General features: G+C 63.4%; 18 protein-coding genes. 4 read left to right on the top strand and 14 right to left on the bottom strand.

Features of this window, described 5'->3' with window-relative positions:
- On the top strand, positions 1-166 hold a 166-nt coding region (locus tag J4F42_16480; GenBank protein MCE2487113.1), incomplete at its 5' end, for a nucleotidyltransferase substrate binding protein.
- A gap of 34 nt (positions 167-200) precedes the next feature.
- Here J4F42_16480 and J4F42_16485 read toward each other — a convergent pair.
- The 14 genes from J4F42_16485 to J4F42_16550 form a co-directional block, all read right to left on the bottom strand.
- Positions 201-1226, bottom strand: coding sequence for a glutamine synthetase beta-grasp domain-containing protein (locus tag J4F42_16485; GenBank protein ID MCE2487114.1), 1026 nt, complete (start codon positions 1224-1226; stop codon positions 201-203).
- Positions 1227-1255: 29 nt separating this feature from the next.
- Positions 1256-3430, bottom strand: a complete 2175-nt coding sequence (locus tag J4F42_16490; GenBank protein ID MCE2487115.1) for a HAMP domain-containing protein — start codon at positions 3428-3430, stop codon at positions 1256-1258.
- Between the two features lie 218 nt (positions 3431-3648).
- Positions 3649-4818: an ABC transporter substrate-binding protein gene (locus J4F42_16495; GenBank protein ID MCE2487116.1), complete on the bottom strand. Its 1170-nt coding sequence runs from the start codon at positions 4816-4818 to the stop codon at positions 3649-3651.
- A gap of 16 nt (positions 4819-4834) precedes the next feature.
- On the bottom strand, positions 4835-6004 hold the full coding sequence (locus J4F42_16500) for a SpoIIE family protein phosphatase (protein ID MCE2487117.1): 1170 nt from the start codon (positions 6002-6004) through the stop codon (positions 4835-4837).
- A gap of 29 nt (positions 6005-6033) precedes the next feature.
- Positions 6034-6384, bottom strand: coding sequence for an STAS domain-containing protein (locus J4F42_16505; protein MCE2487118.1), 351 nt, complete (start codon positions 6382-6384; stop codon positions 6034-6036).
- The gene (locus J4F42_16510) at positions 6374-6835 is read right to left on the bottom strand and encodes an ATP-binding protein (GenBank protein MCE2487119.1); all 462 of its coding nucleotides are present in this window, start codon (positions 6833-6835) and stop codon (positions 6374-6376) included. Before J4F42_16510 ends, J4F42_16505 begins: the two co-directional genes overlap by 11 nt.
- Positions 6836-6843: 8 nt before the next feature.
- Positions 6844-7830, bottom strand: coding sequence for an alpha-E domain-containing protein (locus J4F42_16515; GenBank protein ID MCE2487120.1), 987 nt, complete (start codon positions 7828-7830; stop codon positions 6844-6846).
- Complete coding sequence (locus tag J4F42_16520) at positions 7827-9275, bottom strand: circularly permuted type 2 ATP-grasp protein (protein MCE2487121.1); 1449 nt, start codon at positions 9273-9275, stop codon at positions 7827-7829. Before J4F42_16520 ends, J4F42_16515 begins: the two co-directional genes overlap by 4 nt.
- Positions 9276-9396: 121 nt before the next feature.
- Entirely contained in the window at positions 9397-9981 is a 585-nt protein-coding gene (locus tag J4F42_16525; protein ID MCE2487122.1) for a DUF4276 family protein, read from the bottom strand.
- A gap of 38 nt (positions 9982-10019) precedes the next feature.
- A complete protein-coding gene (locus J4F42_16530; protein ID MCE2487123.1) occupies positions 10020-10316 on the bottom strand; it encodes a hypothetical protein in 297 nt (98 codons plus the stop codon).
- A complete protein-coding gene (locus tag J4F42_16535; GenBank protein ID MCE2487124.1) occupies positions 10276-10998 on the bottom strand; it encodes a hypothetical protein in 723 nt (240 codons plus the stop codon). The genes J4F42_16530 and J4F42_16535 overlap by 41 nt, the downstream gene beginning before the upstream one ends.
- Positions 10943-11272: an AAA family ATPase gene (locus tag J4F42_16540; protein MCE2487125.1), complete on the bottom strand. Its 330-nt coding sequence runs from the start codon at positions 11270-11272 to the stop codon at positions 10943-10945. Before J4F42_16540 ends, J4F42_16535 begins: the two co-directional genes overlap by 56 nt.
- A 34-nt stretch (positions 11273-11306) precedes the next feature.
- Positions 11307-11660 (bottom strand): nitrile hydratase accessory protein, encoded by a 354-nt coding sequence (locus J4F42_16545; protein MCE2487126.1) that lies wholly within the window; start codon positions 11658-11660, stop codon positions 11307-11309.
- 68 nt (positions 11661-11728) lie between these two features.
- Entirely contained in the window at positions 11729-12322 is a 594-nt protein-coding gene (locus J4F42_16550; GenBank protein MCE2487127.1) for a nitrile hydratase subunit alpha, read from the bottom strand.
- A 128-nt stretch (positions 12323-12450) separates the two neighbouring features.
- On the opposite strand from J4F42_16550, the gene J4F42_16555 reads away from it, so the two are divergent.
- The 3 genes from J4F42_16555 to J4F42_16565 all read left to right on the top strand — a co-directional run bounded on the left by J4F42_16555 (position 12451) and on the right by J4F42_16565 (position 16148).
- A complete protein-coding gene (locus tag J4F42_16555; protein ID MCE2487128.1) occupies positions 12451-13326 on the top strand; it encodes a xanthine dehydrogenase family protein subunit M in 876 nt (291 codons plus the stop codon).
- Complete coding sequence (locus tag J4F42_16560) at positions 13323-13799, top strand: (2Fe-2S)-binding protein (GenBank protein ID MCE2487129.1); 477 nt, start codon at positions 13323-13325, stop codon at positions 13797-13799. The genes J4F42_16555 and J4F42_16560 overlap by 4 nt, the downstream gene beginning before the upstream one ends.
- A gap of 63 nt (positions 13800-13862) precedes the next feature.
- A complete protein-coding gene (locus J4F42_16565; protein MCE2487130.1) occupies positions 13863-16148 on the top strand; it encodes a xanthine dehydrogenase family protein molybdopterin-binding subunit in 2286 nt (761 codons plus the stop codon).
- The last annotated feature ends 97 nt before the right edge of the window (positions 16149-16245 follow it).

The following is a 16245-nucleotide window of genomic DNA, read 5'->3' on the forward strand; positions in this document are numbered from 1 at the left end:
AAGGGACACAACACGCGCCGCTTTCAGAACAGGCTTGATCGAAAACGGCGAAACATGGATGGCCATGATCCAAAGCCGCAACACGACCTCGCATACCTGTAATGAGGACACTGCCAGCCAGATTGTTGCGGCGATTCTTGACACCTACGCAACGCCTTATTTGTGAAAGCCCGGCATAAGGCCTGAGAGGCGGGCCGGGCTCAGCCGCACGTGGTTTCTAGCAGCGCGGCGCAGACCTGATAGGGGTCCATATTGGCGGCCGGTCGCCGATCCTCCAAATAGCCGCGTCCCTCGTTGGCCGTGGCCATCGGAATACGCACCGAGGCACCCCGGTCGCTGATACCGTAGCGGAATTCGTGGATGCTGCACGTCTCATGCAGGCCGGTCAGGCGTTCTTCGTTGTGGGCGCCGTACACCGCAATGTGTTCCTCGTGCCGTTTTTCCAGCGCCTCACAGGCGGCTTTCACCACTGCTAAGCCCCCCTCCTCGCGCATGGCTTTCGTGCTGAAATTGGTGTGGGCGCCAGCCCCGTTCCAGTCGCCTTTGACCGGCTTGGGATGCAGGGTGGCATTGACGCCGAAATCTTCGGCGATGCGATACAACAGCCAGCGGGCGACCCACAATTGATCCGCTATCTCGGGCGCCCCTATCGGGCCGATCTGGAATTCCCACTGACCGGGCATAACCTCGGCATTGATGCCGGAGAGGGCCAGCCCGGCTTCTAGACAGGCACTCATATGCGCCTCGACGATTTCTCGGCCAAAGACCTCATCGGCCCCAACGCCGCAATAGAACGGTCCCTGGGGCGCGGGATAGCCACCCTCCGGCCACCCCAGAGGCGAGCGCCCGCGGAAAAACGTGTATTCCTGCTCAATGCCGAACCAGGGTTCGTGGTCTTGATACTGGTCTCGCAGTTGGACGAGGCGCACCCGCGTGTTGGACTCGTGCACGGACCCGTCCGGGAGCCGCACCTCGTTCATCACCAGGATATTGTCGCCGCGGCGGATGGGGTCAGGCACATAGTAAATGGGGCGGAGCAGACGGTCGCTGTCATGGCCTTGGGCCTGCATGGTGCTTGAACCATCGAATCCCCACAGGGGAATCTCTTCGAGGCTGCTGACCGGTCCGTCAAGGATTTTCGTTTTTGAGCGCAGCGTGGCCGTCGGTTGATTGCCGTCTATCCAGATGTATTCCGCGTGGGAAACGGAGAGGCTGTCGCAAAGCATGGAGAACGGATTCAATTCCCCTGCAATCCTCAGTGGAGCGTATCTGCCTGTTCCGCCTCGTTTCTGGCGGCGACGGCTTCTGGAGGCGGCTCAAGCGGCAGGACAACCGTCATCTCGGTAAAAGCGTCCTCCTGGCTGTCCACACGAATCGACCCCCCGTGGCGGGTGAGGATGTCGGTGGTCAGCGACAGGCCGAGGCCGGTTCCCTCACCCGTCTTCTTGGTGGTCACGAAGGGCTCGAAGATCCGCTCCCGCATCTCCTCCGGGATGCCGGGGCCGTTATCGTGGACACAGAACTCGGCCCGATCCCCGAGGCGGCGGCTGCTCACGCGCAGCTGCGGGTCATAGTCATCGTCCGACTGCTGGCGCTTTTCCTCAATCGCCTGGCAGGCGTTCGTGACCAAGTTGAGAAATACCCGGCCGATGTCCTGCGGCACGACCTCCAGCGGCCCCATCTCCGGGTCAAGGTCCTCGCTCATCGTCACGTTGAAGTTCGAATTGTGGGCACGCATGGCGTGGTAGGCGAGGTCCATGTACTGCTTGAGCAGGGCGTTCACGTCGGTCTCCCGCCACTCGCCCGGCGTCGAGCGGGAATGCTCAAGCATGCTGCGTACGATGCCGTCAGCGCGCTGGCCGTGCTCCTTCACCTTCTGGAGGTTGAGCCTGAGATCGGACAGGATGGCGTTGATTTCTTCAACAGTCTCAGCCTGGCCAGCCTGCCCGTCCTGGCCAGGCTGGCCAGGCTGGCCTTCCTCGATGATTTCCTCGATCTCGTCAATCAGTTCGACCGACACATCCGAGAAGTTGTTGATGAAGTTGAGCGGATTCTTGATTTCGTGCGCCACCCCGGCCGTCAGCTGGCCGAGCGAGGCGAGCTTTTGCTCGGCCACGACCTGTTCCTGCGCCTGTTTGAGATTCTCCAGGGTCTGCTCAAGCGTATGGTTCTTGGCGTCCAGCTCTTCGGCCAGCTTCTCGACCAGGTTCAGCCGCTGCACCTCCAGCGCATAGCGCCGGAACACTTCCAGGGCTTTGGCCATATCGGTCACCTCGTCATTGCCCCCCACCTTGACCGGTACCTCCAGGTCACCGACGGCCATGGAGCGCATCGCAGTCGCCAGCCCGACCAGGCGACGGACAAGATGGCGTCCGACGAATAACCAGCCGATGAGGAAAGCGCCGACGGTGCTCAGGATGTTGAGCAGCACGAGCAGGACGATGCCGGTCTGGGCGGCAGACCGCGAGGAGTTGCTGGCTCTGACGGCCTCGCTGTTGATCTCGGCCACCAGCTTGTTGACTTCAGCCAGCAGCAGTTCGGAAGCCGCCTGTCCTCGGGTCAGCGCTTCCTGTTCCTGTTCCAGCCGACGCAAGGCTTCCAGGCGCAGCGGAATGATACCGCCCTCGTCCGATTCCCCCATTTGCGTCAGGCGTTCCAGATCCTCGCCAAACAGGCGGTCGTGGGCGCGAACCGGCAGGGCCGCATAGGCGCGTCGGAAGTTCTGCACGGCGCTGTGGAAGCGCTCCTGCAAGGGCAACAGGAGCCCGCGGTCAGACAGACCGAGCGCCTCGTCCAGCAGCAGCACGGCGAGGTTGGCCTGGTGGTTGACCACAACCAGATTCCGATAGTAGGCGAGTTCGCCTTCAGACGCCCGCTCGGCGAGCGGACTCGGCCGGTCCGGCAGGTTGCGTAGCCCCTCGACCAGGTAAAAGGCCTGGTCGTCGATGGCGGTGGCAAGGTGCCGTTCGATGCGCCGGTTCGTCTCGGCCAGTTCCTCTCGGAGGCCCCCCAGGGTCTCGGCGATGACGAGGCGCCGGGCGGCCGATTGCTGGATCAACTCCAGGTAGGTGCTGAGTTCGCCCAGGTGGACTTCGATCAGCCGGGTCTGCACGCCGAAGGCGGAACGGGATTCCAGCTCTTGGATGAGCCCGCTGAGGGCGGCCCGCTCCCTGGCTATGGCTTTCGTCACCGCCTCGTGCTGCTGGGGCGAGTCAGCCGAGATGAGCCGTAGCGCCCCGGTGACCACGACGGCGCTTTGGCGAGCCGCGTCGACCGCACCGCTCAGGTTCGGGATGCTGTAATCCGAAAGCCGGATCTCGTAGTAGAGGATCTGGCGAAATGAAAAATAGGCCACCAGGCTGGCGCTCAGGGTGAGGAGGACACCGACCAGCAGGCCGATATACAGCTTCGGTCCAATCCCGAAGCGCATGCCGACATCCGCAGTGAGGAGTTGCACATAATTGGATCGATCGACGAGAGGGCGCTGTGACTCACTCCCGGCCCGACCTGCCTGTTCCGGTTTTGCTTCATTCACAGACGCCGCAGACTGCGGCGCGGACGCGGTGTCGGCAGAGGACAGCGAGTTCTCTTGTTGCTGCTCGTCGTGCTCACGCTTCCCTTTGGAATTGGAATCGGTGACAGGCTGACTCATGGCCGCGTCATTCTTCGCACGGGGCGAACCCGGCCCCGCTGGTCAATGATCGTCAGATACACACGGTCGGACCCCTGGTTGTCGGCCGGACCGTAGCGGAGCAGGAAGCCGCCCAGGTCTATGCTCTCAGCCTCCAGCAACGCGTTCAGAAAGCCTTCGCGGGTCGGATTCAGACCAGCCAGCCGTACTCCTTCCACGACCAGGCGGCCGGCCAGATAACCTTCCAGCGACACAAAACCCGGCTCGCTGTCAGGGTCTATGGCGGCCAGGGCCTGCTGATATTGGGCGACCACGGGAAGGCTGGCATCGGTGGGAAAGGGGACGACTTGCGTCACATACACTCCAGCGCCGTCCGGACCGAGCTCCCGCGCCAGGGCCGCACCGCCGACAAAGGAGATAGTGATAAAATATGGGTTGAAGTCGAGGCGTCGCGCCCAGCGGATCAGGGCGGCGGCGGGCTTATAGGCACCGATGATGACAATCGCCTCGGGCCGGGGGCGGCGCAGGTCGAGCAGGGCGACTTTGACCGCCTCGGTATTGCGCGGATAGTCCGCTTCTACGACCAAGGGCAGATTGTAGCGAGCGACAGCGCGCCGGACGCCCGTCAGCCCGGCGCGGCCGTAGGAATCGTTCTGGTAGAGAATGCCGATCCGTTGCACGCCCAGGTCGGTGGTCAAACGGGTCAGGATCTCCTCGGTTTCCTGGTAGTACGAGGCGCGCATGTTGACCACGTTGGAGCGCTGCCGTGCGTCGCGCAGGAACTCGGCCCCGGTAAAAGGGGCGATATAGGGCACCCCCGCCTCGGTGGCGATAGGCTGGGCGGCCATGGAGGTAGGGGTGCCGACGGCGCCGACCAGGGCGAAGACGTCGCGCTGGTCAATGAGCTGACGAGTGTTGGCGATGGCCGCCTCGGGCTCATACGCGTCGTCCAGAGACTCGAGGACGAAACGGTGGCCGTGCACCCCGCCCTCCCGATTGATTTCCTCGAAGGCCGCCAGCAGGCCCAGACGCATGCCCTGCCCCAGTTCGCTGGCCGGCCCGCTCAGCGAGGCCGACTGGCCAAAGACCAGCTCGCCGGTCGTCTGAGCCGGACTGTCCGCCGGCACCAGCCCCAGCAGGGGAATGACGAACACGGCAACTCGGACACAGGCGAACAGGAAACGCATGGAGTACCGTCCGCAGTTAAGAAAGCGTGGCGTTGAGGCGCAGCGCAACACAGGTGATATCGTCCGACTGTGGGGCGTCCCCGGCAAAGTCCTGCGCGGCGTCGACCACCGTCTTGACGATATCGCCGACAGTCGCCCCGGCCAGGCTGGCAAGCGTCCGGTCGAGCAGCGCTTCTCCAAATTCCTCCTGACCGGCGTTCTCGGCCTCGGTGATGCCGTCCGTATACAGGAAGAGGGTGTCGCCAGGGCAGAGCTGGATTTCGGCGTCGCGATATTCGTGCCCGGCGACCACTCCCAGCACCAAATTGCCCGTCGGCGGCACGATCTCAACCTGCGCATCGGCCCGCAACAGGCGGGGAGGATTATGGCCGCCGTTACAGTAGCGCAAGACGCCGCTGCGCAGGTCCAGCACCCCGTAGAAGAGGGTGACGAAGACACACCCATCGTTGTCCTCAGCCAGCAGATCGTTCACTTCGGTCAGACAGCGGGCGGGTGACGGGGAGTTTCTGGCCGTGCTCTTGAGCAGGCTGCGGGTCACCGTGGTGAACAGGGCAGCCGGAACTCCCTTGCCCGAGACATCGGCAATGACCAAGCCGACCCGGTTATCATCCAGGCTGAAAAAATCGTAGAAGTCTCCGCCAATCTCCCGGGCCGGGATCATCCGCGGCTCAATGGCGTGGGTCTCGCTACTCAGCGAGTTCCTGGGCAGGATGGACATCTGCATCTGCTTGGCAACATCGAGTTCTCGGGTCAGGGCGACCAGCCGGTCTCTCGACTCCAGGGCGCTTTCCAGGGTTTGGAGATGCTTGAGTGTCTTTTCAATGGTGATTTCGAGATCGTTGAAGTCGATTGGCTTGGTGACAAAATCGAACGCCCCCCGGTTCATGGCGGTGCGGATGTTCTTCATGTCGCCATAGGCGGAAATAATGACCGCCCGGACCTCGGGTCGGGTGTCTTCGAGCTGGCTCAGCAGCGTCAGCCCGTCCATCACCGGCATGTTGATATCCGACAGAACGAGGTGAATGTCGGGGTGCTCGGCGAGTTTTTCGAGCGCTTCCTTACCGTTATGGGCAAAAACGAAATCGAGTTCGCCTTTGCGGATCCGCCGGCGGAACTTCTGACGGACGAGCAGTTCAAGGTCTTCTTCGTCGTCTACCACGAGAAGCCGGATGGGTGATGCCTGCAAGGCCGACCGCCTCCTTTCGGAACAGGTGTTTAGAGACTGCTCAGGGCCTCATCGCGGCTGCCGTACACCGTCAGGATGCTATTGAAGCCGCTGATTTCAAAGATGTGCGCGATGTGTTCGGCCAGCCCGCAGAAGAGCGCTGCGCCGCCCTCCGTCTGCAGACGCCGGGCCGCCACCAGGAGCGTTCGCAGACCAGCGCTGCTGATATAGACCAGATGCTCAAAATCGAACACCAGCTTCTTCTCGCCCGCTTTGAGCTGTTCCTGGATAACGCTTTCCAGGATCTCGACGTTACTTCCGTCCACACGTCCCGAAGGACACACAATCGCAGCCTTTTCACTGCGCTCGGTTCGGACCGACAGGGTCTGCTCATTCGCCATCGGACTTTCCTCCTATCAGGTGACGCACCGTAATGCGATTCCGTCCGCCGACACGCTCATACGTGCTGCTATCGGCGAGCTGTTTAGCCAGAAAGACCCCCAGGCCACCAATAGGCCGGTCGGAGAGATCCAGACTGAGATCCGGCTCCGGGGCTTCCTCAAACGGGTTGAACGCCGGCCCGTTATCCTCAAGCTGGGCAACCACGGCGTCCCGGTCAACGGCCAGGCGCAGGCGCAACTCGGGTTCGGCAACCTCCGGCAAGCCATAGCTGACGCTGTTGGTGACGAGTTCGTCCAGAACGAGATTCAGGCGGCCTTGGAGATCCTGGGGCAGGGCGCGCGCCGCCCCGAAGTCCTCGACGGCCCGGGCCAGCACACTCAGGACCGACAGGTCGGGAGTCAGGGACAGCTCAACGACATTGTCGCTTGGGAACGATTCGGAAGACGGCATCAGCTTCCTCAGGTGCGCTCGCCGGACACGCGGGCTTCGGTCGGGTAATACACGTATGTCCGTTCCAGGGCTTCGTGGAACTTCCAGCCCAGGTCAATAAACTCGGTAAGTTCCTTCTCACCCCGCCCGCCCGCTGTCAAGTCGATGGCCGTTTGGCGGGAGAGGAGATCGTCCAGACGCCCGGCAATGTCGTGAGGCTCTGCCGGAGAACGCCCACGGACGGGCGGATCGATGACCTCCAGGCTGCCGCGCAGCCGGTCCACCGCAAAACGCAGCGAATAGGGGAACTCGGGGTCGTAGGCCAGAAAGTTGATGACCTCTGCACCGCTGATCTGGGCGCCGTGCAAATGGCAGTAGGTCTCGAAGGCATGACAGCCCTGGAGGAGACCGGTCCAGTCATTTTCCTCCTCGGCCGAGTCCTTGGCATGTGCGCCGATGAGGGCGGCGATGAGCTGGGCGCGCTCAATGAATCGCCCGACACGCATGAAGTGCCAGCCCGCATCGCGGCGCATCGCACTGGCACACACGCCGTCAAAGAGCTGCACCGCCTCGCCGATAGCCCGGTACAGCATAACGGGTTCTCTCTCCCAGACATCCACCAGGCTCGTGGCCCGCAGGCGCAGATACTCGCGGTTGAGGCTTGACCAGATCGCGTTGCTGAGAGAGTCGCGAACCTGCCGCGCGTTCTCCCGGGCTGCGGTCAGGCAGAAGATGATGGAGGCGGCATTGGCGGCCTCGAAGCTGAGGTAGTCGGTCAGGGTGTAACCATCGGCGAAAAAGAAGGCGTCCTCGTCCTCTGGACCACCGTAGATCTCCGCACCGGGCGGACGTGTGCCGAGGCTGTGGAAAATCCGTCGCCAGCCAGCGGCAATTTCCTGGGCCGGGCTGGACGGCAGGCGTTCGAGCTGCAACTCAAGCAGGCGGGCGGTGTGCGCGACCCGCTCGAGGTAACGGTTCATCCAGTAGAAAGAATCGGCGACCCGGGCGAGTATCACGGCGCATCCTGTTCAATCACCCAGGCGTCCTTGGACCCACCGCCCTGGCTCGAATTCACCACGATGCTGCCCTTACGCAGGGCCACCCGACACAGCCCGCCCGGCACCAAGCGGGTGTCTGCCCCGTGGAGCACGAAGGGCCTGAGGTCAACGTGACGGGCTTCGAGCCGTCCCTCAATCAGGCACGGCGCCCGGGACAAATCCAAGGTGGGCTGGGAGATGTAGTTCTCAGGATTGGCGCGGAGCGTGGCCGCAAACGCCTCCCGCTCTTCCCGGCTGGCGTGCATCCCGACCAGCATGCCGTAGCCGCCGGACTCGCCGACCGCCTTGACCACCAGCTGATCGAGGTGCTCAAGCGTGTAGGCCAGCGCCTCGGGTTCCCGGCACAAATAGGTTTCGACGTTATCCAGGATCGGCTCCTGGCCGAGGTAGTAGCGGATCATACGAGGCACATACGAGTAGATCGCCTTGTCGTCCGCCACACCGGTGCCCGGCGCGTTGGCGATCGCCAGATTTCCCGCGCGATAGACCTCAAACAGCCCGGGAACGCCGAGGCAGGAATCCGGGCGGAAGACTTCGGGGTCGATGAAGTCGTCATCGAGTCGCCGGTACAGCACGTCAACGGGCTGCAAGCCGCCAACGGTACGCATGTACAGCCGCTCCCCCTGCACGACCAGATCATCGCCCTTGACCAGTTCGATACCCATTTCTCGGGCCAGAAAGGCGTGTTCGTAGTAGGCCGAGTTATAGACGCCCGGGGTAAGCAGGGCGATATGTGGCTCTTCCCCCTGCCGGGGCGAGAGGGAGCGCAGGATGCCCAGCAGTTCCCGACCGTAGTGGTCCACCGAGCGCACCCGGTAGTGGCGGAAAAGACGCGGGAAGGCGCGTCGAATCGCGTCCCGGCAGGCCAGCATGTACGACACCCCCGACGGGACGCGGAGGTTGTCTTCCAGGACCATGAATCCGTCTGCGGTGCGTACGATGTCACTCCCACACACCGAGACGTAGGCCCCGTGCTGCACCTGCACCCCCTCCATTTCAGGCCGATAGTTCGGGCAGCCGTGCACCAGGTCGCGCGGCACGGTGCCGTCGTTCAGGATATGACCCGGGCCGTACACATCGGCCAGAAACAGATTCAGGGCCTGCACGCGCTGAGTAAGCCCGCGTTCAAGGTAGTCCCACTCCTGGGCCAGCAGGAGACGAGGCACGCAGTCGATGGGGAAGACCCGCTCAATGGACTCGTCGTCCCCGTACACGGTGAAGGTGATGCCCTCGTGCAGGAATGAGCGGGTCACCCGATCCTGGAGCCGCTCCACTTCGTCCCTGGACATCCCGCCCAGCGCGTCGAGGAGCATGCGGTAGTGAGGGCGCGGCCGCCCCTCGGACTCGAAGGTCTCGTCGAAGAAGCGGTCCTCAATGTCGTAGCGTCCAAAGAGATCGGACATGTCGTCCCGACCGTTGCTCGATCCAGACGAATCGCTCAAGGTCATGTCTCTGGTATTGCTGTTTTTTCCTGCCGTGTCAATCTTGGTCTGGGACGTGTTTTTCACGGTCCGGAAACGAGATTCACTGCTGACACGATGTCGCCTCAGCAAGGGCATCGTGGAATTTCGTAAAGCCGACCGAGCGGTTACGCGCCGGGTTGATATAGGCGGCAACGGCCCGCGCCGTTTCCACCTTGCGTAATCCTGTCTTGAAATACCCACGCTCTTTCAATATCCGCTCGAACGCCTCCCAGGTTCCTCCCTGGACTGAGTCGGGATTGCGATACCGGCTTTGATTCGGAACAGTCGGCGATATTTTCGGATAGGCGTTGCGCACAGCCTCCCAGTCACCGAAATACCACGCCTCCAACTCCTCAACAGCAATCCGATTGACCAATTGCCAGGACCGGTCATCCACTCGCGACCTCGTGCGCAGATTTGCTCCTGATGCTGCGTCTTCCAGTTGTTGCTTAAGCCGCAGGCAGTCATCGTCATCGCGGTCTACGACCACAACGATGCGCCAATCAGCGGGCAGCCATCGCGCGTAGCCCCTCAAACGATTTTCTAATTTTCCTAGCAGGTCGCGCTTGCCCTGGAACGTATGGATCTCGAAACTACGGTCTACGGGTAAAATGCACGGTAAGAGTTCTCGCAGAAACGCTTCCATTGAGAGCTCTTCAACGAGTAGTTCCAAGTGTCTGACAATCACCGCTTGGGGCCCCGTGGAGGAGCGGTCGGTACGCCTTGATTGACCAGCGGATCGCCCACGCCGAAATATCCCTCCATCCACAGGTTCCCCAGCAGACCGCCGTGCTCCAGGAAATTGCGCACCCTGGGGAGATCGGCCACGTGCTGGGACTGCGTATAACTCTGCTCGTCACGCCACAGGACGCGCACCTCTTCGGACTGCAAGGCATTCAGGAAAAAGGGCGAATGGGTGGTCACGAGCAACTGCGTGCGCTCACTGGCCGCGCGGCATTCCTCGGCCAGTTCGGACAGCAACCGGGGGTGCAGGAAGTTCTCCGGTTCTTCGATACCTAATGAAGGGCGGCGGTTGGGGGTCGTACAGCAGCACAAGGTAGGCCACCAGCATCTTCAGGGTGCCATCGGAGGCGAAACGGGCCAGCACCGGATGGCTGAACGGGGCGTCCTTGATCTGCAACAGCAAGCGACCGTCGGGCACTGTCTCGGCCAGCACCCTCTCAATACGCGGCACCCGGCGGCGCAGCACATTGAAGATGTCATCCAATCGTTCTGGATGCTGTTCGGCCAAGTATTGGATGACGTTGGCGAGATTGTCGCCCGTTTTGCTCAGCCGTTCTTGGGGTCCTGCCTCGGGCTGTCCGCGCGCGCTATCGGCTGACAGGTAGGACACGTGCCAGCCGGTGATAAAGTCGCGCAGCGCTGCCACGCGCGGGTGCTCGGCGAACTGCCCTGGCGCGTTGACTGCCAGCAGGTCGGGGGATTTGAGCGGAATATCCGTCCGCCGTTCTTGGCTGTTAGGTCGGTCTCCGCTGATGGCCTGACCCTGGCCCTGGCGATAGTCAAGGAAACGAAACGGTTGCCCATAACTCCCCCGCTTCCAGCGCAGCCACTCCTCCACGACCACCGGTGCGCGGTCACGTTCATCAACGACCAGATGAAACGACCAGATGATAGGTGACGAGCGGGTAGCCGGGCTCACGATACTTGATCTCGATGGTCACCGGTCCCTCTGCACCGCGCGTCTTCAGTTCCCTGGCCCGCCCACGTTTATCCCAAGCCCGGCGCAGCCCCAGTTCAAAGCACTCGGCGAGAAATGCGAACACGTCAAAGACCGTTGACTTGCCGCTCCCGCTGGGGCCGAGCAGCACGGTCAAGGGCGTCATTTTCTTAAATTCGGCTTCCCGCAGCGCCCGGAAATTCTGTACCTTCAGAGACTCAATGCGCGCCGGGGAATGTTGCCGGTTTCCGGACATGGCAAAGCGCCGCTGAACCTATGCGTTTTCATCCTCATTCCTCATCGGGCACATCCCGCCCCAGCCAAGGCATCAGGCGTGAGCCGGAGGGCGCGGCCATTCTGGCCAGCCAGCCGGCCCGCCGGGTGAGTTTCTTTTGCGCCACGATGGTCTTGTCCATCAGCAGGGCTTGGAGCGCGTTCAGCCAGCACTCGTAGTAGGTCGGCCTCGCGTCAGACGGCTGGCGGTCGGCCTCGCCGATGGCGGCGATCAGCCGCTGCTGGAACTCCGCCCAGGCGAAGTGGCCCCGCTCACACAGAGCCACCGCCATGGCAAAGGCAATGCCTTCCCACGGGTCTTGGAAGAGCAGCTCTCCGCTCTGCCGGGGCAGGGCTGTCGGTCCGGCCATATCGGCCACCCGACGGTCGGCGGCGGGTGGCCGGGGATGTGTGTCACGTGGGGCCTCGGGCACACCGATCATGGCGGGTCGGGTGACCAGGGGGGCTCTTGGGTGCCGGCCGGACGTTGGGGGAGTACCAGATAGCGGGTCTGGGCAGTGCTGTTCCAGACCAGGATTTCGCGCTCTGGAGCGATCTCCAGACCAAACTCGCTCAGGACTTCGCGTGGCCGGCCACCAATCCGAGAACGGTAGGCCGAGCTTTTGTACCAGAACGGGGGCAGGCCCAGGACCGGCCACGGATAACACGAACACAAGGTGCACACGACCGCGTTGTGAACCCCAGGCGTGTTCTCGACCACCGTCAGCTCCTCGCCCTGCAAGCCCCCAAAGCCCAACTCGGCAATCGCCTCGGCGCCGTTCCGCAGCAGCCGCTCCTTGTAGGCCGGATCGACCCAGGCCCGGGCAACCACCTTGGCCCCGTTCAAGGGTCCGATGTCGTTTTCGTAGGTGTCCAGGACGGCGTCAAGATCGGCCGGCGTGACGAGCCCGTCCTCTTCCAGGACAGACTCCAGCGCTTTGGCCTGGACCTCACGCGCCTTGTTTTCCACCCGGCTGAGCCGGCGCTGGGTGTAGGCCGGTGTTGGACCGTGGTGATCGTGCTGATCGCTCATGGGCGGCACGCTAGTCTGGAACAGACGGCGAGTCAAACAAACGGGCTTGGACCGTGTGTGGTGCCGATCATCTTGCGTTCCCCACCCGTCCCGCGATAGGTATAGGCTGACACGAGGAGGAGACTACTGTGCACGAGTTTGATTTCGCCGCTCCAGACAGCTTGCAGCAGGCGGTCGAGCTGCTGGGTCGTGCCGACGGCGAGGCGCACGCCCTGGCCGGCGGGACCGACCTGATCCCCCAGATCAAAGAAAACCGGCGTCGCCCGAGTCTGGTGGTGGACATCAAAAAGATTCCAGAACTCAACGTGCTGTCATACGACGCCGCCGGCCTGCGCATCGGCGCGGCGGTGTCGTGTACCCGTATCGCCGAGTTTGACGCGGTCAAGCAACACTATCCGGCCCTGGCCGAGGCCTGCGCTCTGGTCGGCTCGTACCAGATTCAGAACCGGGCCGCCCTGGGCGGCAATATCTGCAACGCTGCACCCTCGGCCGATGCGGTGCCGCCGGTTCTGTCGTACGCCGGCAGGCTGCTGCTGGCCGGTCCGAACGGCCAGCGTGAGTTGGCGGCAGAGACATTTTTTACCGGTCCGGGGCAGACCGTCCTGGCCCGCGGAGAAGTGCTGGTCGCCATCCAGCTGCCGCCGCCGCCGGCCAACTCGGGCGCGGCGTATCTGCGCTTTATCCCGCGCGAGGAAATGGACATTGCGGTAGCCGGGGTTGGCTCCTTCGTTCAGCTCAGCGCCGACGGGCAGCGCTGCCAGCAGGCGCGGATCAGCCTCGCCTCGGTCGCTCCCACCCCGGTCCGGGCCGACGAGGCCGAGGCGTTTGTGGCCGGCAAGCCACTGGACGCGGCGACCATTGCCGAGGCCGGTGAGCTGGCGGCACGGGCGGCGCGGCCCATCTCGGATGTACGAGGCTCGGCCGCCTATCGGCGTGAGCTGGTCAAGGTGCTGACCCGCCGGACCCTACAGACGGCGCTGGACAGAGCCAGGAGAAGCGCATGAAACGGATGATAGAACTGACCGTCAACGGTGACTCCCACACCGCCATTATTGATGCCCGCGAGACCCTGCTCGACAGCCTGCGCTATAAGCTGGACTTCATGGGTCCCAAGGAAGGCTGCGGAAACGGCAACTGCGGAGCCTGCACCGTCGAGTTGAACGGCCAGCTGGTCAACTCGTGTCTGGTCCTCAGCCTGGAAGCCGAAGGCGCCGAGATCAAAACGGTCGAAGGGGTAGCCGCCGGAGACCAGCTGCACCCTGTCCAGCGGGCCTTTATCGACAACGCCGGGCTACAGTGCGGGTTCTGCACGCCGGGCTTTATCATGTCGGCCAAAGCCCTTCTGGAGCGTAATCCGAATCCCAGCGAGGCCGAAATTCGGCTGGCCATTTCGGGCAATCTGTGCCGCTGTACCGGCTATGACAAGATCGTCAAGGCCATTCAGGCCGCATCTCAGGCTCTGTCACGGGCCGCCTAAGACGAAGAGGCAGCGTGTCCTGCGACCCAAGGGTGATACGTTGCCTCTATGAGGAGAAGGTATATGGCAGAATATACGGTTATTGGCACGCGTTTGGCAAAGGTCGATGGTCCGGAGCGGGTGACCGGCAAGGCCGCCTTTGGCGCCGATCTGAGCCTGCCCAATATGCTGTGGGCCAAGCTGGTCCGCAGCCCCTACAGCCACGCCCGGATCAAAAAGATCGATCCCAGCAAGGCCCTGGCCCTGCCCGGGGTCAAGGCCGTCATCTGCGCCGACGATCTGCCGCCCCTGGCCAAGGGCACGACCGCCCCGCTGGTCGGCGAGGTCAGCATCGACATGAGCGCTATCCGCGAGCTGGTCATGGCCTCGGACAAGGCCCGCTATCACGGCCAGGCCGTGGCTGCGGTGGCCGCCACCGATCCGTTTACGGCCGAGGAAGCGGCCGAGCTGGTCGAGGTCGAGTACGAAGAGTTGCCGGTGGTCGGCGACGTGATGGAGGCCATGCAGCCCGACGCCCCGCTGGTGCACGAAGACTTGTACACCACCGAGGAAGCGACCCAGGAAAAGTCAGCCCACCCGAGCAATATCGCCACCCACATGGTGTACAGCCACGGCGACCCGGAGGCCGGTTTCAAGGAGGCCGATGTCGTCCTGGAAAAGACCTACACCACCCAGATGGTCCATCAGGGCTATATGGAACCCCAGGCGTGTGCGGCGCGGGTCGAACCGGACGGCAAGCTGACCGTCTGGACCTCGGCTCAGGGGCATTTTACCGTCCGCAACCAGCTCGTCGCCCTGCTGGATCTGCCGGCCAGCCGCCTGAACGTCATTCCGATGGAAATCGGCGGCGGCTTTGGCGGTAAGGCCCTGGCGCTGTTCGAGCCCACCGTGGCGACCCTGGCCAAAAAGACCGGCCGACCGGTCAAACTCGTCATCTCCCGTGAAGAGGTGCTGCGGGCGACCGGACCGGGTTCACCGGCGGTCATCACGGTCAAGGCCGGGGCCAAAAAGGACGGCCACCTGACGGCCGCCTCGGCCATCATGCGTTACGACGCCGGGGCGTTTCCCGGCTCGCCGGTCTCGCGCGGCCTGCTGGTCGGCCTGGCGCCGTACAAGCTGGCCAATATGCACGCCGAGGGCTATGACGTGGTCACCAACAAACCCCGGGTGGCCGCCTATCGGGCGCCGGGCGGGACGCCGGCCGGGTTTGCCGTAGATTCCCTGATGGACGAACTGGCCGAAGCCCTCGACATCGACCCGCTGGAATTCCGCCGTCGCAACGCGGCCGAGGAGGGCGATATCCTGCCGCTCGGCATGCCGCTCAACCGCGTCGGTCTACGTCAGATGCTCGACCAGATCAAAACCCACCCGTGCTGGACCGACCCCCTGGAAGGTCTTAATCGGGGCCGGGGGCTAGCCCTGGGCTACTGGATCGGCGGGTCTTTCACCTCCAGCGCCGAAATCAAGATCAACCCCGACTCGACGGTGTCGATCTTTGTCGGGACCGTCGACCTGACCGGGACACGGACGACGATCAGCCAGATGGTAGCCGACGAACTCGGGCTCGATCCCAGCGAGATCACCATCAAAGTCGGCGATACCGATAGCGCGCCCTACGCCGACCTCAGCGGCGGCAGCCGGATTACGTATACGATGAGCGCGGCCACCCATCAGGCCTGTCAGGATGTCCTGGGGCAGCTCAAAGCCCGGGCTGCGGAAAAACTCAAGGTTTCACCCGACGAGGTCGAGTACGCCCAGAAAAAGCTGTGGGCCAAGAGCGATGCGAAGGCGGTGGTGACGCTGGAAGAGCTTGCCCGCGAGAGTGTGGCCTGGGGCAGCGGGCCGATCATCGGCAAGGGCAGCACGACCCGCATGCAGCCGGCCCACGCCTATGCGGCCCACGTGGTCGACGTGGAAGTCGATCTGGATACGGGCAAGGTCCAGATCCTGCGCTACACCTGTTTCCAGGATGTTGGCAAGGCGATCAATCCGGCCCAGGTCGAGGGGCAGATTCAGGGTGGGGCGGTCCAGGGCATCGGCTGGGCGCTCAACGAGGAGTACGTCTTCGACAACGGGGTACTGACAAACGCCAGCCTGCTCGACTATCGCTGCCCGGTTGCGCTGGATCTGCCGATGATCGAGGTCTCCTTGACCGAGGTCCCGGCCTCGGAAGGCCCGTACGGGCTGCGTGGGGTGGGCGAGGTGCCGATTGTGCCGCCTGCGGCCGCACTGGCCAACGCCATCTATCGGGCGACCGGCGCGCGCCTCCAGCAGCTGCCGATGAACCCGGAGCGTATATTCTGGGCGCTGCACCAGAAGACCGACCAGCCGCTGGCTGCGGCAGACTGAAGAGCAATCCGGTCGGTATGGGGGGGAGCTGCGGCCCCCGGTCCGAGACACGTCCGGTCCATCCCAGGCGGCCACCGCCTTCCCGGGCTCACGCGCC

Source organism: Desulfurellaceae bacterium (assembly GCA_021296095.1).
Classification (GTDB): Bacteria; Desulfobacterota; Binatia; order Bin18; family Bin18; genus JAAXHF01.

Excerpts from the sequence above, each read along its gene's own strand:
- J4F42_16485 (MCE2487114.1), bottom strand. The coding sequence starts at position 1,226 with ATGCTTTGCGACAGCCTCTCCGTTTCCCACGCGGAATACATCTGGATA.
- J4F42_16540 (MCE2487125.1), bottom strand. The coding sequence starts at position 11,272 with ATGTCCGGAAACCGGCAACATTCCCCGGCGCGCATTGAGTCTCTGAAG.
- J4F42_16560 (MCE2487129.1), top strand. The coding sequence starts at position 13,323 with ATGAAACGGATGATAGAACTGACCGTCAACGGTGACTCCCACACCGCC.
- J4F42_16550 (MCE2487127.1), bottom strand. The coding sequence starts at position 12,322 with ATGAGCGATCAGCACGATCACCACGGTCCAACACCGGCCTACACCCAG.
- J4F42_16525 (MCE2487122.1), bottom strand. The coding sequence starts at position 9,981 with ATGGAAGCGTTTCTGCGAGAACTCTTACCGTGCATTTTACCCGTAGAC.
- J4F42_16495 (MCE2487116.1), bottom strand. The coding sequence starts at position 4,818 with ATGCGTTTCCTGTTCGCCTGTGTCCGAGTTGCCGTGTTCGTCATTCCC.
- J4F42_16510 (MCE2487119.1), bottom strand. The coding sequence starts at position 6,835 with ATGCCGTCTTCCGAATCGTTCCCAAGCGACAATGTCGTTGAGCTGTCC.
- J4F42_16490 (MCE2487115.1), bottom strand. The coding sequence starts at position 3,430 with ATGCGCTTCGGGATTGGACCGAAGCTGTATATCGGCCTGCTGGTCGGT.
- J4F42_16565 (MCE2487130.1), top strand. The coding sequence starts at position 13,863 with ATGGCAGAATATACGGTTATTGGCACGCGTTTGGCAAAGGTCGATGGT.
- J4F42_16505 (MCE2487118.1), bottom strand. The coding sequence starts at position 6,384 with ATGGCGAATGAGCAGACCCTGTCGGTCCGAACCGAGCGCAGTGAAAAG.
- J4F42_16520 (MCE2487121.1), bottom strand. The coding sequence starts at position 9,275 with ATGTCCGATCTCTTTGGACGCTACGACATTGAGGACCGCTTCTTCGAC.
- J4F42_16545 (MCE2487126.1), bottom strand. The coding sequence starts at position 11,660 with ATGGCCGGACCGACAGCCCTGCCCCGGCAGAGCGGAGAGCTGCTCTTC.